The 13,683-nt window shown below is 60.0% G+C and carries 10 protein-coding genes; 1 reads left to right on the top strand and 9 read right to left on the bottom strand.

Annotated features, from left to right (window positions below):
- The coding region (locus H9642_RS17935; protein WP_491016060.1) for a secretin GspD/PilQ domain-containing protein at window positions 1-327 on the top strand (327 nt) is incomplete at its 5' end.
- 320 nt (window positions 328-647) lie between these two features.
- Here H9642_RS17935 and H9642_RS17930 read toward each other — a convergent pair.
- From H9642_RS17930 to H9642_RS17890, 9 genes are all read right to left on the bottom strand, one after another.
- The gene (locus tag H9642_RS17930; protein WP_251837830.1) at window positions 648-3,392 is read right to left on the bottom strand and encodes a peroxidase family protein; all 2,745 of its coding nucleotides are present in this window, start codon (window positions 3,390-3,392) and stop codon (window positions 648-650) included.
- A 139-nt stretch (window positions 3,393-3,531) separates the two neighbouring features.
- On the bottom strand, window positions 3,532-6,147 hold the full coding sequence (locus H9642_RS17925) for a winged helix-turn-helix domain-containing protein (RefSeq protein WP_251837829.1): 2,616 nt from the start codon (window positions 6,145-6,147) through the stop codon (window positions 3,532-3,534).
- 295 nt (window positions 6,148-6,442) lie between these two features.
- On the bottom strand, window positions 6,443-7,654 hold the full coding sequence (locus tag H9642_RS17920) for an O-succinylhomoserine sulfhydrylase (RefSeq protein WP_251837828.1): 1,212 nt from the start codon (window positions 7,652-7,654) through the stop codon (window positions 6,443-6,445).
- Window positions 7,655-7,707: 53 nt separating this feature from the next.
- Window positions 7,708-9,213: an amidophosphoribosyltransferase gene (purF, locus tag H9642_RS17915; RefSeq protein WP_251837827.1), complete on the bottom strand. Its 1,506-nt coding sequence runs from the start codon at window positions 9,211-9,213 to the stop codon at window positions 7,708-7,710.
- Window positions 9,214-9,276: 63 nt separating this feature from the next.
- Window positions 9,277-9,810, bottom strand: coding sequence for a CvpA family protein (locus tag H9642_RS17910; protein WP_251837826.1), 534 nt, complete (start codon window positions 9,808-9,810; stop codon window positions 9,277-9,279).
- Window positions 9,811-9,998: 188 nt separating this feature from the next.
- Window positions 9,999-10,607 carry an SPOR domain-containing protein gene (locus tag H9642_RS17905; RefSeq protein WP_251837825.1) on the bottom strand — a complete coding sequence of 203 codons (609 nt, stop codon included), beginning with the start codon at window positions 10,605-10,607 and terminating at the stop codon, window positions 9,999-10,001.
- Window positions 10,608-10,616: 9 nt separating this feature from the next.
- Window positions 10,617-11,915 (bottom strand): bifunctional tetrahydrofolate synthase/dihydrofolate synthase, encoded by a 1,299-nt coding sequence (gene folC / locus H9642_RS17900; RefSeq protein ID WP_251837824.1) that lies wholly within the window; start codon window positions 11,913-11,915, stop codon window positions 10,617-10,619.
- On the bottom strand, window positions 11,912-12,796 hold the full coding sequence (accD, locus tag H9642_RS17895) for an acetyl-CoA carboxylase, carboxyltransferase subunit beta (protein WP_251837823.1): 885 nt from the start codon (window positions 12,794-12,796) through the stop codon (window positions 11,912-11,914). The genes folC and accD overlap by 4 nt, the downstream gene beginning before the upstream one ends.
- A 218-nt stretch (window positions 12,797-13,014) precedes the next feature.
- Window positions 13,015-13,647, bottom strand: coding sequence for a phosphoribosylanthranilate isomerase (locus H9642_RS17890; protein ID WP_251837822.1), 633 nt, complete (start codon window positions 13,645-13,647; stop codon window positions 13,015-13,017).
- Window positions 13,648-13,683: the final 36 nt, after the last annotated feature.

Below are 13,683 nucleotides of genomic sequence, written 5' to 3'. Positions count from 1 at the left end.
GACGGCCAGGTGGTGGTGCTCGGCGGGCTGATCCAGGACGACATCACGCAGAGCGTGTCCAAGGTGCCGCTGCTCGGTGACATTCCCTGGCTGGGCCGCCTGTTCCGCTCGACCACCGACACGCACATCAAACGCAACCTGATGGTGTTCCTGCGCCCCAGCGTGATCCGTGACGCCGCCGGGCTGGCGGTGTTATCCGGCAGGAAGTACAGCGATATCCGCATCCTCGGCGATGAAAGCCGCGCGGCGCGGCTGCTGCCCGAACGGCTCAACCATTTGTTCGACGGCCAGGGCGCTCGATCTGTCGACCTGGAAGACGAGCCCTAGCGCAAGGCCCTGTTAAAGCACCTTACCCAGCAGCCGATTGGAGTGGCGCCAGGGTAGTAATCGGTGCTTACCAATCCGTTGGCGATTTCCCCAATCCAGCAAACTACCTCTCTCGCGGCCGGTCCCGGGCCATTGCGCGAACCGACATCCCAGACAGTTCACTGGCGAGTTCAAAGCGCAGAACGCCTGTTAAGACAAGGCCCAATAGCGCTTAGCAACCAGCCCATCTGCCCACCCTGCCCACCCTGCCCCGCAGATAATCAGGTAATAAAAAGTCCGGAGCCCTTGCGGGCCCCGGACTTTTTATTAGCTAACGCGTATTACTTGTCTTCGTTACGCTGATGCTTGAAGAACACCCCGTGGTCCCCGAATGCCGAGGCAATAAAGGGCGATGTCAGCACGATTTCACCAATTTTGCGCGCACTGCTGCGGCGCTCGTTGGCATAGCGGGTATTGAGCGAAGGCAGGATCGAGGTCTTGATCTGCATGGATGTGGCATACAGATCGTAGACCTTGGTGCCTTCGTTCAGGGTCAGCAGGTCATGACGGAAGTCATGGGGCCCGGTGGCAAAGCGCGTTTTCAGTTCAGCACGCGGCACGAAGTACAACTGGGTCGGTGCCTTGGGTGTGGCCACGGCGGCACCGGTCTGCTTGACCTTGGCCATGTCGTCCACGCGCAGCAGGGTCGGTTTCAGCGTGACCGCCGAGAACAGAATGGTGCTGCCCAAGGTGTCATTGGCTTCGGTGCTCACGAACTGCGAAAGCTCGTTGGCAAAGAAGTTGTAGTTGCTGCCCTGACCCGAAAGGGTATACAGCGCGGACACGTTACCTGAGGGTTTGCCATCGACGAACGCCTTCCAGGCCAGACCAGGCTGGAAGCCACGGGTGGCCGGGTCGCCAGTCACCGACAGACGCAGCAAGCCATGGTCAGAGCCTTCGAAGAGGCCTGTATAGCCGTTATCCGGCAGCGGCACGAACTTGGCCTTGGCCATTACGCCATTGGGATGGATCGGCTTGGTGTAACCCACAGGTGCCACGTCGCTCTTGGTCTGAACCTTTTTCCAGAGGATCGAACCGATCAAACCACCCACATCCACAGGGGCCAGCGGCGGCAGCTCATCGAGGCTGAACTGGGTACGCAGGGCGCCGTTGACCCACAAGTTTTCCAGCTTGTTGGCGGCCGGCCAGCTTTCATAATCCGCTGGGATATTCAGACCCCAGGGTTTGAAGGCGTTCTCGATGCCCACCAGGCTGCTGTTAAGCTGCGGGTTGTGACGCTTCAGCACGTCCACCATGGTGGTGTGCTCGACCCAGTCGATACCTTCCTGGGTGTAGACCTCAGGACGGTAATCCGAGGTGTAGAAGCGGTCAGCCATCAGACGGCGAGACGCGCTGGAGATGAAGATCTGGAACGCGGTTTCACCGAAGGCGAAGCCATCCGGACGCACGGTTTCGGCCAGTTGGCCGACCAGTGCATCGATCTTTTCGATGTCGTTGTTGTACAGGCGCTTCAGGTTGGCCAGGGTTTGCGGATCCTTGGTCAGGTCCTCGAACTTGGTGATCGGGTTCAGGCCAATCTGCCGGCGGAACTCGTTGTAGCGCGGCACGCCACGCTCGCGGTCACGCAGGACGTCGATGGTCGCCATGTCGACATTGCCAATCAGCGGCAGGGTCAGATCGCGCAGGAAGTCCGGGTAGTTGTTGAGCGTGAGCGAACCGGGATTGGTGATACCGAAGGAATACCACAGACGCTCCGGGCGCTCGGCAGCCAGCAGATCCTCGGCCTCACGATCAATAGCGCTTTGCAGCGGAATGGTGCGCGAAGCCACATTCGAGCCGATGTCATAGACCTGGATGTTGTCGCGCATCAGCGGGTGCATGCGGTACACCGCGACGAATTCCTGGGACAGGCTGAACGGCACACCATAGTTGTTCGGCGCTGCCGAGCCAACGATACCGGTCAGGGCGTGGTCGATGGAACCGCTACCGACGTTGCCGGAAAGGTTCGGATCAAAGCCCAGGATGCGCTTGACGAAGGAGTCGGACTTGGCAAGGTCCTCACGCAGCTTGCGAACTTCCTCCTGGAAGTCGGTGCGCGGGCCGCCCTGACCCAGCAGACCCCACCAGTTGGAGTACATGGCGCGCTCGGTGATCGGGTTGGCGATCACCGCCGGGGTCCATTCCACGGTGTGGATCTTGGCCATCAATGCCGAGTTGACCAGGCGCGCCTTGTCGTACAACCACTGATCGCTCTCGTTCGGGTACTTGGCCTTGAGCTTGTCGGCAATGGCGTTGTGTTCGAGAGTAAACAGCTGGTGCAGCATGCTCAGGCCGACCCACCAGTTCTCGTTGAAGCCGGTAACCGGCTTGCCGCTGACAAACTCGCGGGGCAGACGGTTGTTGGCCTCGATTTTCAGCTTACCGTCCACGAAGGAACGGATCTTGTCGTTGGCTTCCTTGCTGCTGCCATAGAGCTGCGAACCATCCCACCAGTGGGTGTTGTGGTTACGGAAGCTCTGCGGCTTGGCGGCTTCATCAGGCGTGCGACTCGGGTCGGCCTGGGTACGGCGTACCGACATCGTGCCGGATCCCTTCGGGTCGCCGGCAGGCATCGGAACCTGGATCGGATCGGCATCGGCGTTCGGGCCGTGGTCGAACCAATCGTGGATCATGAACTGGATCCAGGCGGCGGCAATGAAGTTCAGGCTGGGCGCGGGCTTGAACTCGTCGCGCGACATCAGAACGTTACTGACCTCGCGCGGGTTGGGGCTCAGCAGCGTGTCGGTTTCGGCATGCTGGTATTCGGGCGCCACGTTGCGCCCGAAGCGCATGTACGCGGAACCTTCAGACGGGTTGGACAGGATGTTACAGGTGCCGTCCTCGGTACGTGCGATCACGCTTCGCGGATCGCAGGTGATATCGGCGTTATGGCGTGCGTAGTTTTCTGCATCGAAAAGGTTGTTCTCGAACAGCGCCTCGCGCTCCATAGCAAGCGTGATCAGGCCCGCAAAAATTCCTAGCGTTCCCAACTTGGTCAAAGCAGGCCAGGTTACCCAAACAGACATAGTTTCCATCTCCCGTTTTTTATTGTCGTGCGCACGAAAACAGATCGGCTTTGGCAGAGTAGGTAGATACGTCCTGAGCGCCCCCCTACCCAGGGAGGGGGAAAGAACAAGTAGCGGCTAGCGGGATCGGACGTGGGTATCAAGAGATGGGACGTGTACGCACACTGAGGATGGCTTCGGTACGATTCGCCACATTCAGCTTCGAATAAATGTTTTTCAGGTGCCACTTGGTGGTGGTCAGAGCGATGCCGGTGTGGGTGCTGATCTGCGTATTACTCAGCCCCTTGAGCAGGCATTCGAAGATTTCCACTTCCTTGTCGGTCAGCAGGCTGGCGAAGCCTGGCGCTGACAAGCGCTGTGCTGGCTGGTCCGGGGCTAGGAACTCGGCATACAACTGCTGGTAGCGTTCGGGTATGTCCAAAATCCCGGAACGCATCAGGCCGAAGACCCCTTCGCCGAACCCTGGCGCTTCATCGAACACCGAGCGGGTGATATTGGCGACGCCATACTCTTCCACCAGACGCAGCAGCGCCTCTCGCTGCGCATTCTTGTCGAGGTGCTGGGCATTGAGCACCAGCAGATTGGCGTCGACAATCAACGCCCGGCCACGCATCTCGCTTTGCCGCAGTGATTTGGCCAGCACTCCGAGCACCCGCAGGGCCCGTCCATGGGCGCCCTTGGCCAGTAGCCAATACACGGTGGCCAGCCCTAAGCGCTCCCAGTACTCGTCGTACTTCTGTGCCACTTCCCAGTAACCTTCCGCGAGCAGCTCATCAAGTCGATGACGCCGCGCCAGGTCATCCATCAGTTGCACCCGGCCACTCAGAAACGCCTGGCGCAACTGCTCCTGGATAACCTGCGCGACAAAGCGTGCGTAATTGCCCAATTGCAAGATGCCGGATAGCTGGTCGAGCAGCCGGCTGGCACGTTCTGGGTAATGGCCGCGATGAAGCAAGCGGGACAGAATGATGTAGACGGTAGCGATCGCTTCGGTCGCCGACGAGGCATTGACCCGTGACAGCAGCTTTTCACACAGCTCCTGCGCCGCGCCCAACTGGTTTTGCTCGTGCAACGCAACCACCATGGCCGTGGCTCGATTGACCCAGGCCGGACTCGCGCTGTCCGTGCGCTGAAAATCCGTGCACACCACCTTGCGTGCCTGACTGACCTGCCCGGCATTGCGCTGACACAACGCAATGATCAGGTCGGCATAACTCTCCAGAAATAACCAGCCGCTTTGAGCCAGCAGTTCCTTGGCCTGGCTGGCGAACCTGAGAGACGCGGCCAGCCGTGCGCGCAGCAGATGATGGTAGGCATTGATGATCAGCATCCGCGCCCGAATCTCGATGGCCACCTGTGGCTCCAGGAGCGCCTGCCAGCCAGCCTCAAGCTCGAACTCCCGATCTAGCTGGAACAGCTGCAAGGTCAGTTTCTGGCAGTGCAGACAATCCGGCTCGATCTCTCCCTGCGCCGCTTGGTCCAGGTAATATCCCGCCTGGTGGAAGCGCCTCGACAGGATCAAGGCATCGATCAAGGGCACCAGCAAACGACCGTCCTGCAACAGTTCCTCATCGGGCATGGCTGACAGCCACTCAAGTATCCGCAAAACGTGGCCCGTGCATGCCCATCGCGCACAACAGATTGCCAGGACATCGCGAAACAGCGCGTGATCACCACTGTCTTGGGCATGCCGCAGTGCTTGTTCGGGATCATCACGGGTCAGGAAATAGCGAGCGGCCCGGCCATTGAGTAGCCCGATACGCTCAGGCTGCTCGATGGCCAGGCGGTGAATGAGAAATTCGCGAAACAACCTCTGGTAACGAAACCAGCCCGGGTGCTGATCAATGGGTAGCATGAAGACGTGCTGCTCCGCCAACTGCTCAAGCAGCAACGCTGAACCACTACGTTGCAACATCTGGTCGCAGGCTTCGCCGTTGAATCGTTCAAAAAGCGCCGTGTACATCAGAAAATCGCGGCAGACCGGCGAAAGGGGCCGGAGAACCACCTGAGCGAAGTACTCGGCAATTTGTGGCTGGTCGCCATTGAACCGCACGGCTGTCCGTCCAGACTGCCGGGCACAGCTCTGCAACGCGACCTTGACCCCCGTAACCCAGCCTTCGGTGATGTTCAGTAATGTGCAGGCCGCTTCATCCTCGATCACGCCAGCACCCAGCAAGAGGTTCAATGCCTTGATCTCCTGCACGGAAAAGCGCAACGCCTGCTCATCGATATGCAGCAAACGGTTTTCCAGCCGGAGACGGCTCAGTGGAAGGTCAGGTTGCTGACTGCTGGCGATCACCACCCGGACTGACTGCGGCAAGTGCTCAAGCAGGGCCGCCATTATCAGCAGGAGATCCGCTACGGTGATGTGCTGAAAATCGTCGAAAATCAGGCACAGCTGCTCATCGAGTCGCTCTAGCGCGCCGGCGAGCCCTTCCCCCAAGGCCAGCGGAGAACTGGCCATGCCTTTATTCAGCCGCTCCGGCCATGCCTGGTCGAACGTGGAGAACCGGGCCGCGACCGCTTCGGTCAGACGATGCAGAAAGCGGTCAGGATGGGCCTCACGAAGAGGGACTGAAACATAGATCTTTGCATAGCGGCTTGGCCGTTGCTGCCAGTGTTTCAGCAAGGTGGATTTACCGGAACCGGGCGGCGCGAGCAGCAACGTCAACGGCACGTTCTCGCTCTGTGCCAATAGGTTCAGCAGATCTTCGCGAATCACTTCCCCATGTGAGGTCGAAACGTGGCGGTCCATGCACGCACCCTGACGTCTTGTTGTTTTGCCGTAACGCGCGGCGTTTGAGCGACGGAGCCATTGCCGTTGCGCGCCAAGAGGATAGTAGAGGCCTACCCACCCCTCGATACCGCTGGTGGAATGCCAATCCAACAGCCGGCTTTTAAGGTAAGGATTGCCGCTGGAGAGGCTAAACGAAGGCGTACCTGTAACCGCGCTCCGCTTATCTCCGGCTGAATGGGCTATTCAAGACGCAAAAACGCCACGTTCCGTTACACGAAACGTGGCGTTTGGGTAACCCGTTCGACATTCTGCCTTAAACGGCTGCCAGTCCTCGGGCCAGGTCGGCGCGAATGTCTTCCAGGTCTTCCAGCCCCACTGCCAGACGAATCAGGCTGTCGCTGATACCGGCAGCCGCGCGGGCCTCTGGGCTCAGACGGCCATGGGAGGTGCTCGCCGGATGGGCGATGGTGGACTTAGTATCACCCAGGTTGGTGGTGATGGAGATCATGCGAGTATTGTCGATGACCCGCCACGCCGCGAGCTTGTCGCCCTTGACCTCGAAACTCACCACTGCGCCAAAACCGCTCTGCTGCCGCTTGGCCAATTCATGCTGCGGATGGCTGGGCAACCCGCTGTAATAAACCTTCGCCACTTGCGGTTGCTGCTCCAGCCACTGAGCCAGGGCCAGGGCACTGGCACAATGCGCCTGCATGCGCACCCGCAAGGTTTCCAACCCCTTGAGAAACAGCCAGGCGTTGAATGGGCTGAGGGTCGGGCCGGCGGTACGCAGGAAACCGACGACTTCCTGCATCTCCTTGGCGCGGCCAGCGACCACACCGCCCAGGCAACGGCCCTGCCCGTCGATGTATTTGGTCGCCGAATGCATGACAATATCCGCACCCAGCGCCAGCGGCTTTTGCAACGCCGGAGTGCAGAAGCAGTTGTCCACGGCCAGCAACGCGCCCTTGCTGTGGGCCAGCTCGGCGAGGGCGGCGATGTCCACCAGCTCAGCCAGCGGGTTGGAGGGTGACTCGACGAAAAACAGTTTGGTGTTGGGCTTGCAGGCTGCTGCCCAGGCATCCAGGTCGGCCAGCGGCGGATAATCCACCTCAATGCCGAAACGCTTGAAGTACTTGTCGAACAGGCTGATGGTCGAGCCAAACACGCTACGCGACACCAGCACATGATCACCGGCGCTGCACAGACTCATCACCAGAGCCAGGATCGCGCCCATGCCAGACGCGGCGGCCACAGCTTGCTCGGCACCCTCCAGCGCGGCGATACGCTCTTCGAAAGCGCGAACCGTGGGATTGGTATAACGCGAATAGACGTTGCCCGGTACTTCCCCGCCGAAACGTGCGGCCGCATCGGCGGCACTGCGGAACACGTAGCTGGACGTCATAAACAGCGCTTCGCCGTGCTCCCCTTCAGGGCTGCGATGCTGTCCTGCTCGTACCGCCAGCGTGTCGAAGCTTGCGCCGGTCAGATCACTGTCCAGACGCCCTGCATCCCATTCGATAGTCATTGCATACACCTTGCGTTACGGCGCGACGGCCGCGCCGCCGCGCGGTATTTGGATCAATTGTTATGGAGGCCGATTATTTCATTGACCGAATTCGACTCGGTCTTGCTCAGATCGTTGCGCGCCTGTTCGATGCGCTGCAGATAGGCCTCGTCGACATCACCGGTCACATAGTGGCCATCGAAAACCGCACAGTCGAAGTGCTCAATCTTGACCTTGCCGCCACCCACCGCGTCTTTGAGGTCCTCAAGATCCTGATAGACCAGCCAATCGGCACCGATCAGATTGGCCACTTCTTCGGTGGTGCGATCATGGGCAATCAGCTCATGGGCGCTGGGCATGTCGATGCCGTACACGTTCGGATAACGCACCGCCGGCGCCGCCGAGCAGAAGTAGACCTTCTTGGCCCCGGCATCGCGGGCCATCTGGATGATCTGCTTGCAGGTGGTGCCGCGCACGATGGAGTCGTCCACCAGCATTACGTTCTTGCCGCGGAATTCCAGGTCGATGGCGTTGAGCTTCTGGCGTACGGATTTCTTGCGCGCAGCCTGGCCGGGCATGATGAAGGTGCGGCCGATATAGCGGTTCTTGACGAAGCCTTCGCGAAACTTGACGCCCAGACGGTTGGCCAGCTCCAGCGCTGACGTCCGACTGGTATCCGGAATCGGGATGACCACATCGATGTCATGATCGGGACGTTCGCGGAGGATTTTGTCCGCCAGCTTCTCGCCCATGCGCAAACGCGCCTTGTACACCAGAACGCCATCCATGATGGAGTCGGAACGCGCCAGGTAGACCTGCTCGAAGATGCACGGCGAAAGCTGGGGCTCCTTGGCGCACTGGCGGGTGGTCAGCTTGCCACCCTCGGTGATGTACACCGCCTCGCCCGGCGCCAGGTCACGAATCAGACTGAAACCCAGTACGTCCAGTGCCACGCTTTCCGAGGCAATCATGTACTCGACGCCTTCATCGGTATGCCGCTGCCCGAAGACGATGGGGCGAATCCCGTGGGGATCGCGGAAACCAACAATGCCGTAACCGGTGATCATCGCCACCACCGCGTAACCGCCACGGCAGCGCTCGTGCACTTTGCTCACTGCGGCGAACACGTCTTCTTCGGTGGGCTGCAGCTTGCCGCGCAACGCCAGCTCATGGGCAAACACATTGAGCAGCACTTCCGAATCGGAATTGGTGTTCACATGGCGCAGGTCGGCCGCGTAGATTTCCTGGGTCAATTGCTCGACGTTGGTCAGGTTGCCGTTATGTGCCAGGGTGATGCCATAGGGCGAGTTGACGTAGAACGGTTGCGCCTCGGCCGAGCTGGAGCTGCCGGCGGTGGGGTAGCGCACATGGCCAATGCCGATCTTGCCGACCAGCTGCTGCATGTGTCGCTGATGAAACACATCGCGCACCAGGCCGTTTTCCTTGCGCATGTTCAAGTGGCCTTTGTGACTGGTCACGATCCCGGCTGCGTCCTGGCCGCGATGCTGAAGGACGGTTAGCGCGTCATACAGCGCCTGATTGACGTTCGACTTGCCGACGATTCCGACGATGCCACACATGTGACGCAACCTCACTTATAAAAACAGAAGGTGGAAGCACAAGCTCCCGCATCTACAACTACGTTACAACCGGCCAAGCGGACTGAAATCACGCGGCACAGCGCCGTCAACCATCCATTGTCCGACCGTGTTGAGGATCAAATTCTTGGACCAATCCGCAACCATCAGAAAATGCGGCAGAAGATTGGATTCTCGCCACCAGGCGTCCTGCTGGACCGGCGCAAGGCTGAGCAACCCAACCAGCACCACCACCAGCAATCCACCGCGCGCGGCGCCAAACACCATGCCCAGCAAACGATCGGTACCGGACAATCCCGTCACACGAACCAGCTCACCGACGAGAAAATTGATAAGCGCACCGACCAGCAGGGTCGCCACGAATAAAATGACACAGGCAGCGATGACACGCGCTGAAGGCGTCTCGATGAAGTCGACCAGATGCTCGGCCAGTGCCCCGCCGAACATCCACGCAATGACTCCGGCAACGATCCAGATGAGCAGCGAAAGCGCTTCCTTGACGAAACCACGTTTGAGACTGATCAAACCCGAAACAGCAATGACAGCAATGATCGACCAATCGACCCAGGTAAAGGACACGGAATAGACCAGCGGCGAAAAAGGGCGTGCATTTTAACAGAGCACTGGCCATTCAAGTAAGCGATGCTTAGGGGGAGAAATGGTTTTTTACGACAGACATGCACGCAGCCGGCCTCTCCAGGCCCGCTATCAAAAAGGGCAACGCCGGGCGGAGCTTGGGAGGCGTTGCCCTTGCATACGCTGCTTGCTCAGCCTTTTTCAGGCTCGAAGCGTACGACGATACCGTCAAGCTTTTGCTGGCGATTCAACAAGGCCCGCAAGCGATCCGCTTCGGCACGCTCAATCACCGGTCCGACGAAAACCCGATTCATCTTTCCCGCCTGGCGGATGTAGGCGTTATAGCCTTGGCTGCGCAAGTTTTTTTGCAGGTTTTCCGCATTCGCACGGTTGGACAGACTGGCCAGTTGCACTGACCAACTGACCGGCAAGCTGTTGGCATCCAGGCGCGCTTCAGGCGTACGCACCGGTGCCTTGGCGGCAGGCTCACCCAGACCCGTGGCTTGGGGTTTTCGCACGGGTTCCTGTACCGCTGTTGGCCGCTGGGCAGGCAAGGCACTGATCGGAGTTTCTGGCGCGCTTCCGGGAATCGGTTCATTGGGCAACGGCTCAGGCACGGTCACCGGCGCCACTGCAAAATCAGGGACCTCAGGCATGGCCGGCCTGCTTGGCGCCTCGACGCGCACATGTCTCGGCTCGTTATCGCGCGAGAACAGCATCGGTAGAAAAATCACCGCCAGGGCAACCAGCACCAGCGCTCCCACCATCCGCTGCTTCAATCCACGCTCAAGCACCGCCATGTCAGGCTCCTAGGATTCGTTGAGGTGTGTAGTTGCGTTGCGCTGGCTTGCCAGCCACTCCAGGGCTTCGGCAACACAAAAGAACGAGCCAAAAACCAAGATTTCCGCGCCCACCGCCGCCTCTGTGCATTGTGCCTCCAATGCCGCGACGATCGAGTCATGCGCAGTCACACTCGCCCCGCGGGCCTGTAAGGCTGCCTCAAGTTCGGCAGCCGGACGGCTGCGCGGTGTGTGCAAGGGTGCGACGGCCCAGTGACCGATACCGTCCAGCAGCGGTTCGATGACACCGGACAGGTCTTTATCGGACAGCAGGCCGAAAACAGCATTTCTCTGACCGCCCCAGGCTTGCAATCGTTCGGCCAGATACTGCGCAGCGTGGGGGTTGTGCCCCACATCCAGCAACAAGGCGAGTGATTTGCCCTGCCAGCTGAGTGTGCGGCGGTCCAGCCGCCCTACTACTTTCGCCTCTCGCAGAGCCTTGGCGAGACGCACCGGTTCCCAGGGCAGGTCGAGCAGCGCGTACGCCTGCAGCGCAAGCGCGGCGTTCTGCATGGGCAGATCGAGCAACGGCAACTCACGCAAACTCAACGGCGCACCGGCAACGTTGCGGCCCTGCCAATGCCAATGCTGCGCCTCAACCTGCAGGTCGAAGTCCAGGCCACGCTGCAAAAAAGGCGCCCCCAGGGAATCCGCCTGCTGCTGCAGTATCACTGGCGGAGCAGAATCGCCGCACAGCGCAGGCTTGCCGGCACGGAAAATACCTGCCTTTTCAACCGCCACAGAATCACGAGTGCTACCTAGCCATTCCACATGATCGACAGCAATGCTGGTCACCAAAGCAAGATCGGCATCCACCAGGTTGACCGCATCCAGGCGCCCGCCGAGGCCGACCTCCAGCACGACGAAGTCCAGACCGGCACGCTCGAACAACCAGAAGGCCGCCAGCGTGCCCATCTCGAAATAGGTCAGGGAAATCTCGCCACGGGCGGCCTCGACCGCTGCAAATGCCGCACACAGCTCGGCATCGCTCGCATCCGAGCCATTCACCGACACCCGCTCGTTGTACCGCAGCAGGTGCGGCGAACTGTAGAGCCCCACCTTGAAGCCCTGTTCACGAATCAGCGCAGCCAGCAACGCACAGGTAGAGCCCTTGCCGTTGGTACCGGTTACGGTGATGACACGCGTCGCCGGCTTGCCGAGCCCGAGGTTACGGGCCACGGCGCGCGAACGATCCAGGCCCATATCAATCGCCGTGGGGTGCAATTGCTCCAGGTAATTCAGCCAGTCGGGCAGCGTGCGGCTGTTCATGCGCTTTGCGGAGTCTCGACCGGGGTCGGCAGGTTCATCAACTGGGCAAGCAGACGGGCCAGACGCGGGCGCAGCTCATTGCGCGGGATGATCATGTCGATAGCACCGTGATCCAGCAGAAACTCACTGCGCTGGAAACCTTCTGGCAATTTTTCCCGCACGGTCTGCTCGATCACGCGCGGACCGGCAAAGCCGATCAGTGCCTTGGGCTCGCCGACGATCACATCGCCCAGCATGGCCAGGCTGGCAGATACACCACCATAGACCGGATCGGTAAGCACGGAAATGAACGGCAGGCCCTCTTCACGCAGGCGTGCCAGCGCAGCCGAGGTTTTAGCCATTTGCATCAGGGAAATCAGCGCTTCCTGCATGCGGGCACCGCCCGATGCGGAGAAGCAGACCAGCGGGCAGCGCTGTTCAAGCGCAGCGTTCACAGCGCGCACGAAACGCTCACCGACAACGGCGCCCATGGAACCGCCCATGAAAGAGAATTCGAATGCAGCGGCCACCACCGGCATGCCCTGCAGGGTGCCACGCATGGCGATCAAGGCATCTTTCTCGCCGGTCGACTTTTGTGCGGCTACCAGGCGGTCCTTGTATTTCTTGCTGTCGCGAAACTTCAGGCGGTCTACCGGCTCGAGCTCGACACCCAGCTCTTCACGTCCTTCAGCATCCAGGAAAATATCCAGGCGGGTGCGTGCATTGATCCGCATGTGATGGTCGCACTTGGGGCAGACATCGAGGGTATTTTCCAGCTCCGGCTTGTAGAGCACCGATTCGCAGGAGGGACACTTGTGCCACAGACCTTCCGGAACCGAGCTCTTCTTGACCTCGGAACGCATGATTGAAGGAATCAGTTTGTCTACCAACCAGTTGCTCATACTTGTTCTCCGCAAATTTTAATTCGAGGGCCACGCGCCAGATGCTGGCCCCGAGCAAATTCCCCATCACGAACGTTTTGCTGAAACAGCGGCAGGGGATGAACTCCCACCGCCCGCATAACGTATCGTCTCAATTCGGCTTCGCCCCAACGCAGGCCAACCAATCGGCACCGCGCGCGCAGGCGACTCGCTAGTGGACGGCAAACAGCCGCCGGTCGTCACATGGTGGTGTCGACAAGGCGCACCTGCCGAATGAATTCCCGCACTTTTTCCGCATCCTTACGGCCTTTGCTGGCCTCAACGCCACCACTGACATCCACCGCATAGGGCCGCACCTGGGCAATGGCTTCGCGCACATTATGTGGTGCAAGCCCACCGGCCAGGATCAATGGCTTGGGTAACCCAGCGGGAATCAATGACCAGTCGAAACGCTCTCCCGTACCGCCATGCAGGCCGGGTACATACGCATCGAGCAGAATGGCTTGGGCACTCGCATACTTCTTCGCCAACGCCAACAGATCGTCTTCAGCGCGCACGCGCAAAGCTTTAAAATAAGGACGGCCGTGGCCTTCGCACGCTTGCGGCTCTTCATCGCCGTGAAACTGCAGAATGTCCAGCGGTACAGAGCGCAGCACCTGCTGGATTTCCTCACGCCCGGCATTGACGAACAGCCCCACCGTTGTAACGAAAGGTGGCAAGGCCGCGACAATGGCGCGCGCCTGCTCTGGATTTACCGCGCGAGGGCTTTTTGCATAGAACACCAGCCCGATGGCATCCGCACCGGCCTCTGCAGCCAGTAAGGCATCCGCGACGCAGGTGATACCGCAAATCTTGCTGCGAACGATCGTCAAAAGAGAAATACCCGCCTGAAAATGTCGAGGATGTTA

It is taken from the genome of Serpens gallinarum, from assembly GCF_014836765.1.
Classification (GTDB): Bacteria; Pseudomonadota; Gammaproteobacteria; order Pseudomonadales; family Pseudomonadaceae; genus Serpens; species Serpens gallinarum.
This window is presented reverse-complemented; position numbering and strand designations above follow the sequence as displayed.